Origin of the sequence: Duganella sp. CF517 (assembly GCF_900110275.1) — a bacterium.
Lineage (GTDB): Bacteria > Pseudomonadota > Gammaproteobacteria > Burkholderiales > Burkholderiaceae_D > Rugamonas.
Window position 1 is genome coordinate 1,432,880 of sequence record NZ_FODC01000001.1, and the last position, 18,720, is coordinate 1,451,599.

Below are 18,720 nucleotides of genomic sequence, written 5' to 3' on the forward strand. Positions count from 1 at the left end.
TTTGGATGGAAATCTACCCCCTTGCCGGCCCCGCGACAGTGCTAACATCTTGTGAAACCAACAGGATTCCGATATGCCACCTACCCGCGCGCTGTCCCCTTTGCTGTTTTCCCTCTTCATCGCCGCCGCACTCGCCGCCGAGGGCCCCGCCCCCGCGGCAGCGGCCACCGCAGCCAGCCATCCCGACGTCGCCACCAAGGCCTACAGCACCAGGCAGTTCCTGCTGGCCCTGCGTACCGACACCCAGACCTTGGCGCGGCTCGATCCGGTCGCCGATCCCAGCTTCGACTTCACGCCGGGCCCGAGGGAGGCCGAGCGCCAGTACGACGGCTACGCCCACATCGGCGACCTCAACCTGCGACTGCGCAACGGCGGCGCCGGCGCCTGGCGGGAATTCTCCTCGTCGTCGGCGCGCCAGCCGATCAAGCCGCTGGCGGCCGGCGGCAAGGTCCTGGCGGCGGCCGACATCACGGCCACGATGGGCAAAGACCTGCCGCTGACGGTGGAGCGGCGCTGGCTCAACGAGGGCGGCGCGCTGGTGCTGCGGTTTACCTTGATTAACAACGCCAACGCGCCGGTGGAGATCGGCGGCCTCGGCATGCCGATGGTGTTCGACAACATCATCACCGACCGCACCTTGGAGCAGGCCCACGCCAGCGCCAGTTTCGCCGATCCTTATATAGGCCGCGACGCCGGCTACGTGCAGGTGACGCGCCTGAACGGCCAGGGCCCGGCGCTGATCGTCACGCCGGACGGGCGCACGCCGCTCGAAGCGTGGCGCCCGCTGACCGACCGCAGTCCGCGCGCGCAAACGTCGGAGGGCTTCTACGACTGGACCGTGGCGAGCAAGGCCTACGCCGAGAACGAGTGGAAAAACGCCGGCGAACAATGGAACGCGCCGACCAGCATCACCCTGGAAGCGGGGGCGCGGCGCGACATCGGCGTGCGCTTCGCCACCGCGCCGTCGATCCGCGCCATCGAGGCCGCGCTGATCGCGCAAAAACGGCCGGTCGCGGTCGGCATCCCCGGCTACGTGGTGCCAACCGACCTGGAGGCGACCTTGTTCCTCAAGAGTCCGCAAAAAGTCGTCGGCATCACCAGTTACCCGGAGAACGCGCTGGCCGTCACGCCCGACAAGTCCAGCGCCAAAGGCTGGGCGCGCTACACGGTGCGCGCCAACGGCTGGGGACCGGCGCGCCTGTCGATCGCCTACGCCGACGGCGGCGTGCAAACGGTCAGCTACTTCGTCACCAAGCCGCTGGAGCAGGCGGTGGCCGACCTCGGCAAGTTCTCCACCACGCAGCAATGGTTCGACGACAAGAAAGATCCGTTCAAGCGCGCGCCGGCCATCCTCACCTACGACCGCGACGCCAAGCGCATCGTCACCGACGACCCGCGAGTATGGATCTCCGGCATGAGCGACGAGGGTGGCGGCGGCAGTTGGGTCGCGGCCATCAGCAAGCAGCTCGACAATCCAGATCCCGCCGAAGTGGCCAAGCTGGAACGGCTGGTCAACGAAACGGTGGTCGGCAAGTTGCAGGTGGCCGACGGCCCGCAAGCCGGCGCCGTGCGCAAAAGCCTGTTCTATTACGACCCGAAATCCTTCCCGTCCTACTACAACCAGAAGGCCAACTGGGGCACCTGGGCCTCGTGGACCAAGAAGGACGCCGACGACCTGGGCCGCGCTTACAACTATCCGCACGTGGCCATCGGCCATTGGGTGCTGTACCGGCTGGCGCGCAACCACGTCGGCCTGGTCACCGCGCACGACTGGCGCTGGTATCTGAACAAGGCCTACCAGACCACGGTGGCGATGGTGCGCGACGCGCCCGAGTGCGCGCAGTTCGGCCTGATGGAGGGCGACGTCTTCGTCGACATCCTGAAAGACCTGCAACGCGAAGGCATGACGGCCGAGGCGACCGACATGGAAGCCATGATGAAGCGGCGCGCCGACCACTGGCGCACCTTGGCCTACCCGTTCGGCAGCGAGATGGCGTGGGATTCGACCGGCCAGGCCGAGGTGTACGCGTGGATGCGCCACTTCGGCTACGCCAAGCAGGCCGACATCACGCGCGAAGTGATCCTCGGCTACGATCCGGCGATGCCGAGCTGGGGCTACAACGGCAACGCCCGCCGCTACTGGGACTTCCTGTACGGCGGCAAGACCGCGCGCATCGAACGCCAGATCCACCACTACGGCTCGACGTTGAACGCGGTGCCGCTGTTCGACGCCTACCGCGCCAACCCAAGCGACCTGCACCTGCTGCGCGTGGCCTACGGCGGCCTGTTGGGCGGCATCACCAACATCGACCGCGACGGCTTTTCGTCGGCCGCCTTCCACGCCTGGCCCGACATGATGCGCTGGGACGCCTACAGCGGCGACTACGGCATGGGCTTCTACGGCCACGCCTACGCCAGCGCGACCTATGTACTGAAAGACCCGACCTTCGGCTGGCTCAGTTTCGGCGGCAACATGAAAGTGGCTAATAATGGCGTGGTCCAGATCACGCCCAAGGACAGCGCGCGCACGCGCCTGTTCGTGGCGCCGGCGCGCGCCTGGATCACCCTCGAGGCGGGCAAGATCGACAGCGCGGCCTACGACCCGAAAAGCCGCGCCATCACCTTGGAGCTGGCGGCCGCCACCGCGGCGACGCCGGCGGCCCGGCTGCTGGTCGAGAGTCCGGGCGGCAAATTCAAACCGCAGGGGCTGGTCGCCGAGCGTGGCGGCTACCGGATTCCGCTGACGGCCAGCACCACGCGCGTGCTGTTGAAGCCACGATGAGGGTGGTTGAACGAACTTTTTTCATTTTATTTCGCTGAACACAACAAATTTCCTTGCATTGCGAGCCATACTGTACAAAAATACAGACTGTCTATATACACAGGCCCAACCGCACTCATGATCAAGCTCACAGCACGTCAGGAACAAATTCTCAATCTGATCAAGGATGCCATCGAAAACACCGGCTTCCCGCCGACGCGCGCCGAGATCGCCAACGAGCTGGGCTTCAAATCCGCCAACGCGGCCGAGGAGCACCTGCAGGCGCTGGCGCGCAAGGGCGCCATCGAAATCGCCGCCGGCACCTCGCGCGGCATTCGTTTGCTGGGCGTGCACGCCGAGCCGGCCACGCCGAAGGCGCCGGTGTCGCTGATGATGTCGTTGCCGTTGATCGGCCGCGTGGCCGCCGGCTCGCCGATCCTGGCGCAGGAAAACCTGGAGGCGAGCTACAGCGTCGACCCGGCGATGTTCTCGTCCAAGCCCGACTACCTGCTCAAGGTGCGCGGCGAATCGATGCGCGACGCCGGCATCATGGACGGCGACCTGCTGGCGGTCAAAAAAGTCGACAGCGCCAAGAACGGCCAGATCGTCGTCGCCAGGATCGGCAACGACGTCACGGTCAAGCGCTACCGCAAGACCGGCACCCTGGTCGAACTGCTGCCGGAGAACCCCGACTTCAAGATCATCAAGGTCGATCCGGAGGCGGACGAGTTCGCACTGGAAGGCCTGGCGGTCGGGCTGATGCGCAGCTGGCACTAAGCCAGGGCCGCGACCGGACCCGGAGACACGATGCAAGTGTCTCCGTTGTGTTAGCAGCCTTCCAGCGCGCAGGCGAAGTCGTCCAGCAGGTCGTCGCTGTCTTCGATGCCGACCGAGACCCGGATCAGCGATTCGGCAATGCCCATCGATGCGCGCCGCTCGGCGCCCATCTCGTAGAAGATCGTGTGCGCGACCGGAATCACCAGGGTGCGCGTGTCCCCCAGGTTGGATGCCGGAATCGCCAGCTTGAGCCGGTTCAGGAAGTCGAAGCAGTCGATCCCATCCTTCAATTCAAAACTGAGCAGCGAACCGTGCTTGCGGAACAGCTCGCTCGAGATGCCGTGCTGCGGATGCGATGCCAGCCCGGGGTAGTACACCGCCGCCACGCGCTCGTCCGCTTCCAGCATCCGCGCCAGCGCCAGCGCATTGGCACTGGTGCGCTCCATGCGCAGCGCCAAGGTTTCGGCGCCGACGGCGATGTGGTGCGCCGCCTCCGGCCCCAGCGAGGCGCCGAAGTCGCGCAGCCCCTTGGCGCGGATCTGCGCCAGCCCCCATTGCAGCGGCGCGGCCTTCTTGTAGTTCTCGTAGATATTCGGGAATTGGGTCCAGTCGTATTCGCCGGTGTCGGTCAGGCTGCCGCCCAGCGCGTTGCCGTGGCCGCCGATCGATTTGGTCAGCGCGTTGATCACCAGCCCGGCGCCGACCGATTTCGGCCGGAACAGGTATGGCGTGGTCATCGTGTTGTCGACGATGTACAGGATGCCGCGCGCCTTGCACAATTCGCCGATGCGCTTCAAGTCCGCCACCTGCGTGCGCGGGTTGGCGATGGTTTCGACGAACACCACGCGCGTCCGTTCCGTGATCGCGGCTTCGACATTGGCGACGTCGGTGGCGTCGACGAACGAGACGCCGACGCCCTGCGCCATCGTGGTCTGCCACAGGCTGTTGGTGTTACCGAACAGGAAGGCCGACGAGACGACGTGGTCGCCCGCGCGAAGCAGCGCCTGGAACACGGCGCCGATCGCGCCCATGCCGGTGGCGAAGCACAAGGTGCCGACGCCCTGCTCCATCTTGTTGACCTTGTCCTCGAGCGCGGAGATGGTCGGGTTGCCCTGGCGGCCGTAGCGGAAGCCCGGCTCCTTGCCCTGGAACACCGACGCCAGCTGGCGCGCGTCGCCGTAGCCGAAGGCGACCGAGGTGTGGATCGGCTTGTGCAGCGAGCCGTGCTCGATGCCCTTCAGGCGGTCGTTGTGCAGGATGGTGGTGGTGAAACCGTAGTTCTTCTTATCGTTCATATGCTTGGATGGTCAAAAAAAAAGCCCGGTACGGCGAACCGTACCGGGCGCGACATCAGCCTTCGGCGGTCGCGAGATTCAGATTCAGTTGCGAGCGGCCGGCGTCCTCGTGGGTCGTCTTGGCCTTCGGGTGGTGGCGCGCGTACTCCAGCTTGTCGAGGTATTCCTTCGACACGTCGCCGGTGACGTAGACGCCGTCGAAGCACGACGCCTCGAAGTTCTTCAGCTCCGGGTTGACATCGGAGATGGCGCGCTTCAACGACTCGATGTCCTGGTACACCAGGTGGTCGGCGGTGATTTCGCGGCACACTTCCTCGGTGGTGCGGCCGTAGGCGATCAGCTCGTCGCGGGTCGGCATGTCGATGCCGTACACGTTCGGGTAGATCACCGGCGGCGCGGCCGAGGCGAAGATCACTTTCTTGGCGCCCGCTTCGCGCGCCATCTGCACGATCTCGCGGCTGGTGGTGCCGCGCACGATCGAGTCGTCGACCAGCAGCACGACCTTGTCCTTGAATTCGGAGGCGATCGCGTTCAGCTTCTGGCGCACCGATTTCTTGCGCGCGGCCTGGCCCGGCATGATGAAGGTGCGGCCGATGTAGCGGTTCTTGATGAAGCCTTCGCGGTACTCGACGTTGAGCGCCAGCGCCAGCTGGATCGCGGCCGGACGCGACGAATCGGGAATCGGCATGACGACATCGATCTCGCCGTCCTTGAATTCGCGCTTGATCTTCTCGGCCAGGTACTCGCCCATTTTCAGGCGGGTGGCGTAGACCGAGGCGCCGTCGATGACGGAGTCCGGACGGGCCAGGTAGACGAATTCGAACACGCACGGGTTGAGCGACGGATTGTCGGCGCACTGGCGGCTGTGCAGCTGCATGTCGGCGTCGACGAAGATGCACTCGCCCGGCGCGACGTCGCGCAGGAAGCGGAAGCCCATGCCTTCGAGCGCCACCGATTCGGAGGCGACCAGGTACTCGGCGCCCTGCTCGGTTTCGTTGATGCCCAGGCACAGCGGACGGATGCCGAACGGATCGCGGAAGGCCAGCAGGCCGACGCCGGCGATCTGCGCGACGGCGGCGTAGCCGCCCTTGACGCGGCGGTGCAGCACGGTGACGGCGTCGAAGATGGTGTCGGCGTCGATCGAGATGCCGGTGGTGGCCATGTGGATTTCATGGGCCAGCACGTTGAGCAGCACTTCCGAATCGGAGTCGGTGTTGATGTGGCGGCGGTCGTTCTTGAACATCTCTTGCTTGAGCTGTTCCCAGTTGGTCAGGTTGCCGTTGTGCGCCAGCGTGATGCCGAACGGGGCGTTGACGTAGAACGGCTGCGCCTCTTCCTCGCTCGACGAGCCGGCGGTCGGATAGCGGCAGTGGCCGATGCCCGAGTTGCCTTGCAGGGTGCGCATGTTGCGGGTGCGGAAAACGTCACGCACCAGGCCGTTGGCCTTGTGCATGGCGAACATGCTGCTGTGATTGGTCGCGATACCCGCTGCATCCTGGCCGCGATGCTGCAACAGCAGCAAGGCGTCATACAGCAGTTGATTGACAGGTTGATGGGAAACGACGCCGACGATGCCACACATGATGGTGCTCCTGGACTGGGTAATACAGATTAAAGACGCAGATTAAAGACGCAGATTAAAAACGGTGATGCAATTCAAAAGTTCACATGCTGCGCCATCGCAGCGGGAAGGAAGGTCTTGACGAGCCGGGCGCCGGTCTCGGCATACGGGCTGAGCAGCGCCTCCTTCCAGAAATCCTGTTGTGGGAGCGACGTCATCCCACACAAGATGACGGCGGTCAGCACGATTACAAGGCCCCGGCCGACGCCGAACACGGCGCCGAGCAGGCGGTCGAACAGGCTCAGGCCGCCCGCGTCGAGCAAGGCGCCCAGCGCCATGGCCAGCAAGCCCATCAAAATGCGCACGCCGATGAACAGGGCGATGAAGGCCAGGATCAGGCGCAACACCTCGCCCGGCACCACGGCCGGCAACATCACGGCCAGCGCGGCGGCGTAGGCGTTGGCCACGACGAAGGCGACCACCCAGCCGGCCAGCGACAGCACTTCCTTGACCAGCCCGCGCAGCATGCTGATGATGACCGACGTGACCATCACGAAGATCACCAGATAATCGAAAATCGTCACGTCAGGCGGCCTGGATCAAACCGTTTCCAGGCGGCCGCTCAGGCCCATGCCGCTCAGCTTGGCGCGCACCTTTTCCGCCTCTTCCTTGTTGGTGAACGGCCCCACGCGCACGCGGGTGATCTCGCCGGAAGGCGTTTTCTGCGTGAAGGAGTTGATGCCGGCGTCCTTCAGCTTCTTGCGCAGCTCGTCCACCTTGCCCTGGTCGCTCAGCGCGGCCACTTGCAGCACGAATTTCTGGCCGGACTCCGCTGCGGCGGCGGCCGGCTTGGCCGCGCCCTTGCCTTCCAGAATGGCCAGCGCGCGCGCGTCCTCGGACGCCTTGTCGGACGCCGGCTTGGCGGCCGGTTTGGCGTCGGCCAGCTTGCGCTCGGCATCGGCCTTGGCTTTTGCGTCGGCCTTCGCCTCGGCCAGCTTGCGCTCGGCTTCGCGCTTGCGCTCGGCCTCCAGCTTGGCCTTGGCCTCGGTCTCCGCCCGGGCCTTGGACTCATGCTCGGCCTTCGCCTTGGCCAGCGCCTCGGCCTTGGCTTCCGCCTTGGCCTTGGCCTCGGCCTTCAGATCGGCCTGGGCTTCGGCTTCCTGCCGGGCGTTGTCGGCCTTGATGACCTCCTCGGCGGACGGCGCGGCGCGCGCGGCAACGGCGGCGGTCGCGCCCTTGGCCGGCTTGACGTCGTCGACGATTTCTTCCTTGCTGTCGAGCGCGGCGCTGGCGGGCACGGCGGCGGCGGATGCGCGCACGGCGGCCGGCTTATCCTTGGCCGGGATCTTGATTTCGATGTCGGACGCGAGCGGACGCGGCTCGGAATCGAGCACCATCGGCAGCCCGACGGCGACGGCCAGCGCCAGCGCGATGGCGCCGACCAGGCGGCGCCGCGCGCGTTTCTTTTCCGGCAACACCGGGTCGTCCGCCTCGCGGTCCTTGGCGCGGCGCGACTTGGCCGGACCGTCGGCCGACGAGGCGCGCTTGGAGCGCGCCCGTTCGGCGACGGCCTGATCATCCGCGCTGGTGTAATAGCCGCTGTCCTGACCGGCGGTCTCTTGCTTGTTTTTACCGAATTTCGAGAACAAGCCCATGCGTGATTTCAGTCCTGTGCGTTCAATGGAGTGAGGATTTTCTCGCCGCCATGACACCCGCGACCGTGAGGAAAGATCCAAAGACCACAATTCTATCATTCTCCCCGGCCCGGCTCATCGCATTTGCAAAGGCGGCGGCCGGATCGTCGAAGATATTGATGGTGCGTTCGGACGAATTTGCCACATCCCTGGCGTGCACGATTTGCACCTTGGCGGCCAGTTCGGACGCGCTGGCGGCGCGCGGCGACGGCAGGTTCGTCAGGCACCAGTGGTCGACATGCTCGGACATGGCGGCGATGACGCCGTCGATATCCTTGTCGTGCATGGAGCCGAACACGGCGTAGGTGTACGGGTGGAAGCCCATATTGCCCAGGTTCTGGTTCAGCGCCGACGCCGCGTGCGGGTTGTGGGCGACGTCGAGGATCACCGTCGGGCGGCCCGGCAGCACCTGGAAGCGGCCCGGCAGCTCCACCGTGACCAGGCCGGTGCGCACTTCCTGCGCGCCGACCGGCAATTCCAGCTTGAGCGCCTCCAGCGCGGCCAGCACGGCCGTGGCGTTGAGGATCTGGTTGGCGCCGCGCAGGCTCGGGTAGGCCAGCGAATTGCGGCGCTGCGAGCGGCCGCCGTAGTTCCACTGCTGCTTGTCGCCGGAATAGTTGAAATCGCGGCCCATCAGCCACAGGTCGGCGCCGATGGCCTCGGCGTGGTCGATCAGCGACTGCGGCGGCACCGGGTCGGAGCAGATTGCCGTCTTGCCCGCGCGGAAGATGCCGGCCTTCTCGAAGCCGATCTTTTCGCGCGTGTCGCCCAGGTAGTCGGTGTGGTCGATGTCGACGCTGGTCACGATGGCGACGTCGGCGTCGACGATGTTGACGGCGTCCAGGCGCCCGCCGAGGCCGACTTCCAGGATGACGACATCCATGCCGGCGCCCGCCAGCAGCTTCATGATGGCCAGGGTGGTGAATTCGAAATACGTCAGCGGGGTGTCGCCGCGCGCCGCCTCGACGGCGTTGAAGGCGTCGACCAATACCTCGTCGCTGGCCAGGTCGCCGTTGATACGCGCGCGCTCGTTGAAGTCGAGGAAGTGCGGCTTGATGTACAGGCCGACCTTGTAGCCGGCGCGCAGCAGCACCGATTCGAGCATGGCGCAGGTGGAACCTTTGCCGTTGGTGCCGGCCACCATGATGACCGGGCAGCTAAAGCTCAGCTGCAAGCGTTCCTTGACGGCGAGGACGCGGTCCAGGCCCATGTTGATGACGGTTTCGGCGTGGCGCGATTCAAGCAGCGCAAGCCAGGCGGGCAAAGTGGTTGGGAGGTTCGACATGATGTGACTCTGAAAATGGCAACGGCGCGCAGGCCGGATGATATCCGATTGCGCGCCGTCGTGCCGGGCATTGAAAATGCAATATTGACTATGCGATAAGGTTACGCGATAACCTCGGCCGGCTGGTTCTGCAGCAAGGCCATTAGACGGGCGATTTCTTCGCGCATCTTGCGGCGGTCGACGATCATGTCGACGGCGCCCTTGGTGACCAGGAACTCGGAGCGCTGGAAACCTTCCGGCAACTTCTCGCGCACGGTGTTTTCGATCACGCGCGGGCCGGCGAAGCCGATCAGCGCCTTCGGCTCGGCGATGACGACGTCGCCCATGAAGGCGAACGAGGCGGACACGCCGCCCATGGTCGGATCGGTCAGCACGCTGATGAACGGCAGCTTCTTCTCGGACAGTTTGGTCAGCATGGCGGTGGTTTTCGCCATCTGCATCAGCGACAGCAGGCCCTCTTGCATGCGGGCGCCGCCGGTGGCGGTGATGCAGATGAACGGCACTTTCTGTTCCAGCGCCACTTGCGCGCCGCGCACGAAGCGCTCGCCGACCACGGAGCCCATCGAGCCGCCCATGAATTCGAATTCGAAGCAGGCCACGACGACGGGCATGCTCATGATGGCGCCGCCCATGACGATCATGGCGTCGGTCTCGCCGGTCGCCTCCATCGCTTGCTTGAGGCGGTCCGGGTATTTCTTGCTGTCTTTGAACTTCAGCGTATCGACCGGCAAGGTATCCATGCCGATTTCATAACGTCCGCCGGCGTCGAACAGGCTGTCGAGGCGTTCACGGGCGCGGATGCGCATGTGGTGGTCGCACTTGGGGCAAACATGCAGGTTCGATTCCAGATCGGTGCGGTACAGGACGGCTTCGCACGATGGGCATTTGACCCACAGGCCCTCCGGCATCGTCTTGCGGGCGGCAACGTCGGAACGCTGGATTCTTGGGGGCAGCAGTTTTTCCAACCAACTCATAAATTCTCCTTGCAGCTAACTCGTGGCCGAAGTGTAGCCGTTTCTTGTACGCCTGTCGAACATTGCAATACAATAATTTTTAGCTTTCGTCATGGAATTCGGCGGGATTTAGAGGGAATCCCCTACTAGCAAGCAGGTCGCTTAGTCATCGTCAGGCACCTCTATTACTACGTCCTTTAGCCGTTCACGCTCCTCCAGCGAGCGGAAATGATGCGAACAACGTTGCTTTGTCGATAGCGACGGGACACGCGCAGCAGCCTGGCCTTATCGCTGTATCCGTGCAGCAAAAATCTGTCCTCGGAGTCGGCATGCTCGAAGCAAAGCTCAAACTTGAGTTCGGATCATCGAACACAGTGCACGCTTCGTCAAAGCTCACGCCGTGCTTGCGGAGATTGGCCTTGGCCTTACGGGCATCCCATTCAAAACGCACGACCGCTCCCCTTCAACATAGCCAGTACTTAACTATGTATCAAGGTGAGCGGTCGTGATTTGAGGGTGGCCAAGCGGCCGGAGGGTGTTACGGCCGCCCGGTCAGGCGTCGAGGGCGCTGCGGATGTCGCTGACGAAGGCTTGCACCGCCGCGACCGAACCTTCGGCACCGTGCTTTTCGATCTCCTGCACGATGCGGCTGCCGATGACGACCGCGTCGGCCACCTCGGCCACGGCGCGCGCGGTGGCGCCGTCGCGGATGCCGAAGCCAACGCCGATCGGCAAGCTCACGTGCTTGCGGATCTCGGTCAGGCGCTCGGCCACCTGCACCGTGTCGATATTGCCGGCGCCGGTGACGCCCTTGAGCGAGACGTAATAGCTGAAGCCGCCACCGACCTTGGCCACCTGCTGGATGCGTTCCTCGGTCGAGGTCGGCGCCAGCAGGAAGATCAGATCGAGCTCGGCCGCGCGCATGGCGGCGGCGAACTCTTCGCACTCCTCCGGCGGGTAGTCGACCACGATGGCGCCGTCGGCCCCCACTTCCTTCGATCGGGCGATGAAGGCGGCGGCGCCGATGCGCTCGATCGGGTTGGCGTAGCCCATCAGCACCACCGGCGTGGTCTGGTCGGTCTTGCGGAACTCGGCGACGTATTCGAACACGTCGCGGATGCCGACGCCGAACGCCAGCGCCCGCTCGCAGGCGCGCTGGATGACCGGGCCCTCGGCCATCGGATCGGAGAACGGCACGCCGAGTTCGAGGATGTCGGCGCCGCCCGCGACCAGCGCGTGCATCAGCGGAACGGTGTGCGCGGGACCGGGATCGCCGGCGGTGATGAAGGTGACGAGCGCGGTCTTGTTGGCCGCCTTCAGGGCGGCGAAGGTTGGTGCGATTCTGGACATGGTTTTTTCCTTGGTGGAGTTATTGGATGGATTAGTTGAAGTTCAAACCCATCCGCTCCGCCACGGTGTGCATGTCCTTGTCGCCACGGCCCGACAGGTTGGCCAGAATGATCTGATCCTTCGGCAAGGTGGCCGCCAGCTTCACCGCGTACGCCAGCGCGTGCGACGATTCCAGCGCCGGGATGATGCCTTCGATATGACAACAATCGTGGAAGGCCTTGAGCGCCTCGTCGTCGGTGATCGAAACGTACTCGGCGCGGCCGATATCCTTCAGGTACGCGTGTTCCGGTCCCACGCCGGGGTAGTCCAGGCCCGCCGAGACCGAATGCGTCTCGATGATCTGGCCGTTCTCGTCCTGCAGCAGGTAGGTGCGGTTGCCGTGCAACACGCCCGGATAACCCTTGGTCAGCGAGGCCGCGTGCTTGACGCCGTCGAGTCCCTCGCCGGCCGCCTCGACGCCGATCAGGCGCACCTGTTTCTGGTCGATGTACGGGTAGAAGATCCCCATCGCGTTGGAACCGCCGCCGATGCAGGCCATCACGTAGTCCGGCTGGCGGCCGGTCATTTCCGGCATCTGCACCAGGCATTCCTCGCCGATCACCGACTGGAAGTCGCGCACCAGCATCGGATAAGGATGCGGGCCGGCCACGGTGCCGATGATGTAGAAGGTGTTTTCGATGTTGGTGACCCAGTCGCGCATCGCCTCGTTGAGCGCGTCCTTGAGCGTCTTCGAACCGGACTCGACCGGCACGACCGTCGCGCCGAGCAGCTTCATGCGGTAGACGTTCTGCGCCTGGCGCTTGACGTCCTCGCTGCCCATGTACACCACGCATTCGAGGCCGAAGCGGGCGCAGATGGTGGCGGTGGCGACGCCGTGCTGGCCGGCGCCGGTCTCGGCGATGACGCGCGGTTTGCCCATGCGCTTGGCCAGCAGGGCCTGGCCGATGACGTTGTTGATCTTGTGGGCGCCGGTGTGGTTCAGGTCTTCGCGCTTGAAATAGATCTGCGCGCCGCCGGCCATCTCGGACCAGCGCTTGGCGTGGTAGATCGGCGACGGACGGCCGACGAAGTGCTTCAGCTCGTAGCGGAATTCCTCGAGGAACTCGGGGTCCTTGCTGTAGCGCTCGTAAGCCTCGTTCAGCTCGGCCAGCGCGTAGGTCAGCGTTTCGGCGACGAAGGAGCCGCCGTACGGACCGAAGTGGCCGCTGGCGTTGGGGAAATCGTAGTCCTGGGCGTGGAACAGGGGCGCGGCGGCGCCGATCTCAGGTAATGCTTTCATGGTGGGTTTCGCTTTCAATCATGTCATCTCCGGCCCGCACCGCCGCGACGAAGGCGGCGATCTTGCGGGCGTCCTTGATCCCCTTGGACGCTTCGACACCACTGCTGATGTCGACGGCGTAGGGGCGTACACCAACCACCGCGTCAGTCGCGTTGTGTACGCTCAAGCCACCACTTAAAACGACCCGAGGCGCGAGATCTTTTGGAATGAGAGACCAATCAAAACCCTTTCCTGCGCCACCGTAGGCATCCACATATGTATCCAGCAACAAACTGGTGAACAGGGGACTGGCGGCGCGGCATAGTTGTTCGTATTCTAGCAAATCGGACGGCAAGGTGTCGGGTTTGACGCGAAACACGCGCATGAACTGTCGCTCGCAGGCGGCGGCGATGGCGGCCGACTGCGCCACCGTCTCGTCGCCGTGCAACTGGATCAGCGACACCGGCGCCACTTTGACGACAGCGGCCACCTGTTCCGGCGTGGCGTTGACGAACAGCCCGGTGCAGGTGATGAACGGCGGCACGGCGGCGATCAGCGCGGCGGCCTGCTCCGGGGTGACGTAGCGCGGACTTTTCGGATAGAACACGAAGCCGATCGCATCGGCGCCGGCGGCCGCCACGGCCTGCACGTCCTCCACGCGGGTCAGGCCGCAGATTTTGATACGGGTGCGTGGCATGCAATGTTTCCTTTTTAGAACCAGGGTAAGGCGCTGGCGGTCTCCAGCGGCAATTCCCATTTGGGGTCGTAGTCGATCTTGGCCAGGTACAGGCCGTCCGGCATGAAGGTGGGCGCGGCGGCGTGGCGGTCCTTGGTTTCCAGCAGCTGGCCCAGCCATTCCGGCTTTTCGCGCCCGGTGCCGATGTAGACCAGCGAGCCGACCAGGTTGCGCACCATATGGTGCAGGAAGGCGTTGGCGGTGATGGTGAACACCACCAGTTCGCCGACGCGCTTGATCCGGATGTCGTGCATCAGCTTGACGGGCGACTTGGCCTGGCACTGGGCGGCGCGGAAGGCGGTGAAATCGTGCCAGCCGAGCAATGGCGCGACCGCTTGTTGCATCAGCGCGACGTCGAGCGGGCGGAAGCAGAAGCCGGCGCGCCCTTCCAGCAGCGGCGAGCGGGTCGGGTTGTTGTACAGCACGTAATGGTAGGTGCGGGCGCGCGCGCTGAAGCGGGCGTGGAAGAAGTCGTCGACGCTCGGGTCGCCCGGCAGCTCCTTGGCCCAGCGCACGGCGATCGACGGCGGCAGGAAGGCGTTGACGCCGCGCACCCAGGAATGGGCGTCGCGGGTCAGGTCGGTGTCGAAGTGGACCACTTGTTCGAGCGCGTGCACGCCGGTGTCGGTGCGGCCGGCGCAGGTGGTGGCCAGGCGCAGCGTGGCGAATTTTTCCAGCGCCTGTTCCAGCTTGTCCTGGACCGTGTGGCCGTCTTCCTGTTTCTGGTAGCCGTGCCAGGCGGTGCCGTCGTACTGGACGCCGATTGCTATCCGTTTCAATTGCTGCCCGAGGTGATGTTTGAGGCTGGCATTATATCGGACAACCACGGGAGCAACCTCGCGGACCACCGGCAAGCGCCTACCCCAGCTGCGCTTTCATCTCGTTGGCTTTGGCGATCTGGTCGTCGCTGCCGCCGCGCAGCACTTCGTCCAGCAGTTCGCGCGCGCCTTCCTTGTCGCCGATTTCCTGGTAGGCGATGGCCAGGTCGAGCTTGGTGTCCATCTCCATGTGGTGCGCCGACAGGGTGTCGTCGCGGCCGGCGGCGGCCGGTTCGGCCGGCGCGGCGTCCGCCCCGGCGGCGGCGCCGGTGAACTCATTGTCCAGATCGAGGTTGATGTCCGACAGGTCGAACTCGGGCGCGGATGCCGGCGCCGGCGCGGCGGTGATCGATTCGGCGTCCTCCGGCAACTCCAGCGGCTCGTCGAAGTCGATGGCCTTCGGATCGGCCTTCGGTGGCTCGGTCAGGGCCGGCACTTCCGGAATGTCGAAGCCCATGATGTCCATGTCCAGCGGATCGGTGCTGGCCGAAGGCAGGCGCTCCGCCGGCGTGGCCGGCTCGGCTTTGTCTTCCGGCAGGTCCAGGCTGAAGTCCATGCTCGGGTCGTCCGCCGCCACCGGCGCGGCCGCGGGGGCGGCCGGCGCATCGAAGGCCAGATCGAACGGGTCGTCGACCGCCTCGTCACGGACCGGGGACGGCATTTCGATCGGCGACTTGGCGCTGGCGACCGGCTCGAAGCTCATGTCGCCCAGGTCGAAGTCCATCAGGTTGTCCGATTGCGCGGCCACCGACGCCGGCGACACCGAGGCGTCGGCAGGTTGCGGCAACGCCGTTTCCATGTCGTCCAGGTCGCGGCCGAAGTCCATCGCGTTGTCGGCCTTGGCGGACGCCGCATCCAGGCCCAGATCCAGGTCCAGGCCGCTCGGGGCGGCGGCCGGCGGTTCGGCGCCGAAATCGTCGCCGGTGCCAAAATCGTTCGCCGAGTAGGCCGAGGCGGCGGCAGCGGCGGCAGCGGCGCCCGCCGCGACCGGCACGGCGGCGGCCGACATGGCCGCGCCGCCAACGCCGTCGGGCGCGGCCGAGTACAGCGGATTGGTCGGATCGATGGACTGCCCCAGCGCGGACGCTTGCGCCCACTCGTCGCCCTGGCCGCGCGTCAGCGAATACAGCTCGGACGCCTGGCTTTCGAAGGCGCGCGCATCCTTGCGGGTAGCGTAGATTTCCAGCAGTTTCAGGCGCACGGGGTGGCGCTCGGGATGCGTGCGCAGCGCTTCCTTGAGGATGTCCTCGGCCTGCGCGTCGCGGCCGTAGGCGATGTAGACGTCGGCCTCGGCCACCGGATCGACCTCGTTGGTGTCGAGCTGGCTGGCCGACGGCGCGAAGTTGGAGTTGAACACGCTGTTGCTGGTGTCGACGTTCTGCGCGCCGGCCTCGGTGATGAACGGCTGTATCGGCGTGGTCGGGTCGGGCGGCATGACGATCTCGCCCGGCACCACGACGAATTTCTTACCCTTGCGGCGGCGCGCGAGGATGATGCCGTAGACCAGCGCCAGCAAGGCGGCTACGGCCAATCCGACCAGCTGGATGTTGTCCATCATCACTTCATACCAGCTCGGCTCGACCGGCTTGCGGGGCGGCACGGCCAGGGTGCGTTTCGGTTTCGGCGCCTCGGCCGGGGTGGCCGCCGGGGCGGCGGCCGGCGGCGCGACCGGGGCCGCAGGGGCGGCGGCGACAGGCGGCTTTTCGGCGATCGTCTTGTTCTTGACCGCCATCAGCTTTTCAAGGTCGTTGACGTTCTTTTCCAGTTCCTTGACGCGGGCGGCCGCTTCGTCCACCTGCTTTTGCTTGGCGATGTTGTCTTCGGCGGCCACGCCGGTCTTGCCCGCCACCGGCGCGCTGGCGGTCGATTTGGACAAGGTCAGCTTGTCCTTGGCCTCGTTGACGGCGTTCGGCTTTTCCTCGACCTTGGCGGTGATCTTGCCCTTGACGTTTTGCGTGGTCTCCGCTTCCTTGGCCGGCGTGCTGCTGGCCACCTGGCCGGCCAGCTTGGCGCGGTAGGCGTTGAAATCGACCGCGTGCGCGACCACCACGCCGCGCGCCTCGCCCTCGGGCACGATGGAGCGCACCGCGCCGGCATCCGGCACCTTGAGGATCTGGCCCGACTTCAGGCGGTTCATGTTATTGCCGGAAAACGCTTCCGGGTTGGCGCGGTACAGCGCCACCAGCATCATGTCGAGCGAGATGTCGCCCGGCTTGACCTGGCTGGCGATGCGGCTCAGGTTGTCGCCTTTTTTCACGGTGTACTGCTCGGTCGAACTTTTGGCCGGCTGCGGCCGGGGCGCCGCCGGTGCCGGATTGGCGCCGGCGCCCGCGGCGCTTGCGGCGGGCACGGCCGGCGCGCTGGCCAGCGGCGCGTTCGGCGCGCCCGCGGCCGGGGCGGTGGCCTGGCGGCTCAGATCGACCGGCGCGGCCACTTGCGGCGAATTGGCCGAGCGCATGTCCGGCGGGTCGAGCAGGAAGGTGTATTCGCGCACCATGCGGCCGCCGTTCCACTTCAGTTCCAGCAACATGTCGACGAACGGTTCATTGACCGGCTGGGTCGACGAGACGCGGATCAGCTGGCGGCCGCCGCGCTGCTCCACTTCGAAGCGCAGCGACGTCAGCGCCGGATTGAAATCGATGTTGGCGGTGCGGAAGGCATCGGCCGACGCCAGCTGGGCCACCAGGCCGCTGGCCTCCTCGGCGGTGACGGCGGTCAGTTCGATTTCCGCCCGCAACGGCTGGCCCAGCGACGACAGGACGGTCAGCTTGCCGAGTCCGGCGGCGTTCGCGGCGGCGGACAACAACACCGCACCGGCGACCGCGCTAGTGAGTGTTTTCAACGCGAACGAAACGATGCTGGTGCGATTGGTGAAGGGCATAGTGGGCGGCAGTAGGTTATCAGAGGGAAAATGTTACTTTCCCGGATATATCAACATATCATCATGCACATGAGCATGCAAGCTTTGCACGCCCTTTCTCAAGTGATACATGAAGAGTTGTCAGCTCTGTGCCTAATTTAAACCAAAAAAGGGGTTTTCCCTATGAAAGCACATAGAGAAAACCCCTTCTGCTACCACGATTGCGTGGTGGCTTTTACTTATCCAGCACGATGCGCAGCATGCGGCGCAGCGGTTCGGCCGCGCCCCACAGCAGCTGGTCGCCGACGGTGAAGGCCGACAGGTAATCGTCGCCCATGCTCATCTTGCGCAGGCGGCCGACCGGGATCGTCAGGCTGCCGGTGGCGGCGGCCGGCGACAGGTCCTTGACCGACGCTTCGCGCGTGTTCGGCACCACTTTGACCCACTGGTTGTTGGACGCGATGATGTCGTGGATCTCGTCGATCGGCACATCCTTCTTCAGCTTGATCGTCAGCGCCTGCGAGTGGCTGCGCATGGCGCCGATGCGCACGCACAGGCCGTCCACTGGAATCGCCTTGGAACCGAAGTCCGCGCCCAGGCCGAGGATCTTGTTGGTCTCGGCGCCGCCCTTCCACTCTTCCTTCGACTGGCCGTTGCCCAGGTCCTTGTCGATCCACGGGATCAGGTTGCCGGCCAGCGGCGCGCCGAACTGCTTGGTTTCCTCGGCCGACAGGCCGTGTTGCGTCGCCAGCACCTGGCGGTCGATCTCCAGGATCGCCGAGGCCGGATTGTCCAGCAGCGCCTTGACCGACGAATTGATCGTGCCGAACTGGGTCAGCAGCTCGCGCATGTGCTGCGCGCCGCCGCCCGAGGCCGCCTGATACGTCATCGAGGTCATCCACTCGACCAGGTTGTGCTGGAACAGGCCGCCCAGGCCCATCAGCATGCACGACACGGTGCAATTGCCGCCGATGTAGTTCTTCACGCCCTTGCCCAGCGCGTCCTTGATGACGTGCAGGTTGACCGGGTCCAGCACGATGACGGCATCCTTCTCCATGCGCAGGGTCGACGCGGCGTCGATCCAGTAGCCGTTCCAGCCGGCCGCGCGCAATGTCGGGAACACCTCGGTGGTGTAGTCGCCGCCCTGGCACGAGATGATGATCTCGCACTTTTTCAGTTCGTCGATGTCGGTCGCGCTTTTCAGTTTGGTCTCGTTCTTCGCCATCTTCGGGGCGTCGCCGCCCGGGTTCGACGTCGTGAAGAACACCGGTTCGATGTGGGCGAAATCGCCCTCTTCCTGCATGCGCTGCATCAGGACCGAACCGACCATGCCGCGCCAACCTACCAAGCCTACGAGTTTCATTTTTTATCC

The 18,720-nt window shown here is 65.2% G+C and carries 15 protein-coding genes; 2 read left to right on the top strand and 13 right to left on the bottom strand.

Features of this window, described 5'->3' with window-relative positions; translation table 11 throughout:
- Positions 1-73 precede the first annotated feature (73 nt).
- Together BMX85_RS06285 and lexA are read left to right on the top strand one after the other, a co-directional pair.
- Positions 74-2,782, top strand: a complete 2,709-nt coding sequence (locus tag BMX85_RS06285; protein WP_090314788.1) for a DUF5695 domain-containing protein — start codon at positions 74-76, stop codon at positions 2,780-2,782.
- Positions 2,783-2,899: 117 nt separating this feature from the next.
- Positions 2,900-3,538, top strand: coding sequence for a transcriptional repressor LexA (gene lexA, locus BMX85_RS06290; protein WP_090314792.1), 639 nt, complete (start codon positions 2,900-2,902; stop codon positions 3,536-3,538).
- 50 nt (positions 3,539-3,588) lie between these two features.
- On the opposite strand, the gene BMX85_RS06295 is transcribed toward lexA, so the two are convergent.
- The 13 genes from BMX85_RS06295 to asd all read right to left on the bottom strand — a co-directional run bounded on the left by BMX85_RS06295 (position 3,589) and on the right by asd (position 18,711).
- Positions 3,589-4,833 carry a cystathionine gamma-synthase family protein gene (locus BMX85_RS06295; RefSeq protein ID WP_090314795.1) on the bottom strand — a complete coding sequence of 415 codons (1,245 nt, stop codon included), beginning with the start codon at positions 4,831-4,833 and terminating at the stop codon, positions 3,589-3,591.
- Between the two features lie 55 nt (positions 4,834-4,888).
- Entirely contained in the window at positions 4,889-6,415 is a 1,527-nt protein-coding gene (gene purF / locus BMX85_RS06300; RefSeq protein WP_090314800.1) for an amidophosphoribosyltransferase, read from the bottom strand.
- A gap of 74 nt (positions 6,416-6,489) precedes the next feature.
- Entirely contained in the window at positions 6,490-6,978 is a 489-nt protein-coding gene (locus BMX85_RS06305) for a CvpA family protein (RefSeq protein ID WP_090314804.1), read from the bottom strand.
- A 15-nt stretch (positions 6,979-6,993) separates the two neighbouring features.
- Positions 6,994-8,049 (bottom strand): SPOR domain-containing protein, encoded by a 1,056-nt coding sequence (locus BMX85_RS06310; protein WP_090314805.1) that lies wholly within the window; start codon positions 8,047-8,049, stop codon positions 6,994-6,996.
- Positions 8,050-8,071: 22 nt separating this feature from the next.
- Complete coding sequence (gene folC, locus BMX85_RS06315) at positions 8,072-9,373, bottom strand: bifunctional tetrahydrofolate synthase/dihydrofolate synthase (protein ID WP_090314806.1); 1,302 nt, start codon at positions 9,371-9,373, stop codon at positions 8,072-8,074.
- A gap of 101 nt (positions 9,374-9,474) precedes the next feature.
- Positions 9,475-10,347 (bottom strand): acetyl-CoA carboxylase, carboxyltransferase subunit beta, encoded by an 873-nt coding sequence (accD, locus tag BMX85_RS06320; protein WP_090314808.1) that lies wholly within the window; start codon positions 10,345-10,347, stop codon positions 9,475-9,477.
- A 184-nt stretch (positions 10,348-10,531) separates the two neighbouring features.
- Entirely contained in the window at positions 10,532-10,777 is a 246-nt protein-coding gene (locus BMX85_RS31555; RefSeq protein WP_090314810.1) for a BrnT family toxin, read from the bottom strand.
- A gap of 101 nt (positions 10,778-10,878) precedes the next feature.
- Positions 10,879-11,676, bottom strand: a complete 798-nt coding sequence (gene trpA, locus BMX85_RS06330) for a tryptophan synthase subunit alpha (RefSeq protein ID WP_090314811.1) — start codon at positions 11,674-11,676, stop codon at positions 10,879-10,881.
- Positions 11,677-11,707: 31 nt separating this feature from the next.
- Complete coding sequence (gene trpB / locus BMX85_RS06335) at positions 11,708-12,955, bottom strand: tryptophan synthase subunit beta (RefSeq protein ID WP_090314812.1); 1,248 nt, start codon at positions 12,953-12,955, stop codon at positions 11,708-11,710.
- Positions 12,939-13,631, bottom strand: a complete 693-nt coding sequence (locus BMX85_RS06340) for a phosphoribosylanthranilate isomerase (protein WP_090314814.1) — start codon at positions 13,629-13,631, stop codon at positions 12,939-12,941. Before BMX85_RS06340 ends, trpB begins: the two co-directional genes overlap by 17 nt.
- Positions 13,632-13,645: 14 nt before the next feature.
- Positions 13,646-14,449 (bottom strand): tRNA pseudouridine(38-40) synthase TruA, encoded by an 804-nt coding sequence (gene truA, locus BMX85_RS06345; RefSeq protein WP_090314816.1) that lies wholly within the window; start codon positions 14,447-14,449, stop codon positions 13,646-13,648.
- A 79-nt stretch (positions 14,450-14,528) separates the two neighbouring features.
- Complete coding sequence (locus BMX85_RS06350; protein WP_090314818.1) at positions 14,529-17,369, bottom strand: motility hub landmark protein FimV; 2,841 nt, start codon at positions 17,367-17,369, stop codon at positions 14,529-14,531.
- Positions 17,370-17,583: 214 nt separating this feature from the next.
- Positions 17,584-18,711 (bottom strand): aspartate-semialdehyde dehydrogenase, encoded by a 1,128-nt coding sequence (asd, locus tag BMX85_RS06355; RefSeq protein WP_090314820.1) that lies wholly within the window; start codon positions 18,709-18,711, stop codon positions 17,584-17,586.
- Between the last annotated feature and the right edge of the window lie 9 nt (positions 18,712-18,720).

What these genes read in the sequence shown, in the direction of transcription:
- BMX85_RS06350 (WP_090314818.1), bottom strand. Translation starts at nt 17,369, where the DNA reads ATGCCCTTCACCAATCGCACCAGCATCGTTTCGTTCGCGTTGAAAACA.
- purF (WP_090314800.1), bottom strand. Translation starts at nt 6,415, where the DNA reads ATGTGTGGCATCGTCGGCGTCGTTTCCCATCAACCTGTCAATCAACTG.
- lexA (WP_090314792.1), top strand. Translation starts at nt 2,900, where the DNA reads ATGATCAAGCTCACAGCACGTCAGGAACAAATTCTCAATCTGATCAAG.
- asd (WP_090314820.1), bottom strand. Translation starts at nt 18,711, where the DNA reads ATGAAACTCGTAGGCTTGGTAGGTTGGCGCGGCATGGTCGGTTCGGTC.
- BMX85_RS06310 (WP_090314805.1), bottom strand. Translation starts at nt 8,049, where the DNA reads ATGGGCTTGTTCTCGAAATTCGGTAAAAACAAGCAAGAGACCGCCGGT.
- trpA (WP_090314811.1), bottom strand. Translation starts at nt 11,676, where the DNA reads ATGTCCAGAATCGCACCAACCTTCGCCGCCCTGAAGGCGGCCAACAAG.
- BMX85_RS06295 (WP_090314795.1), bottom strand. Translation starts at nt 4,833, where the DNA reads ATGAACGATAAGAAGAACTACGGTTTCACCACCACCATCCTGCACAAC.
- accD (WP_090314808.1), bottom strand. Translation starts at nt 10,347, where the DNA reads ATGAGTTGGTTGGAAAAACTGCTGCCCCCAAGAATCCAGCGTTCCGAC.
- BMX85_RS06340 (WP_090314814.1), bottom strand. Translation starts at nt 13,631, where the DNA reads ATGCCACGCACCCGTATCAAAATCTGCGGCCTGACCCGCGTGGAGGAC.
- BMX85_RS06285 (WP_090314788.1), top strand. Translation starts at nt 74, where the DNA reads ATGCCACCTACCCGCGCGCTGTCCCCTTTGCTGTTTTCCCTCTTCATC.
- folC (WP_090314806.1), bottom strand. Translation starts at nt 9,373, where the DNA reads ATGTCGAACCTCCCAACCACTTTGCCCGCCTGGCTTGCGCTGCTTGAA.
- trpB (WP_090314812.1), bottom strand. Translation starts at nt 12,955, where the DNA reads ATGAAAGCATTACCTGAGATCGGCGCCGCCGCGCCCCTGTTCCACGCC.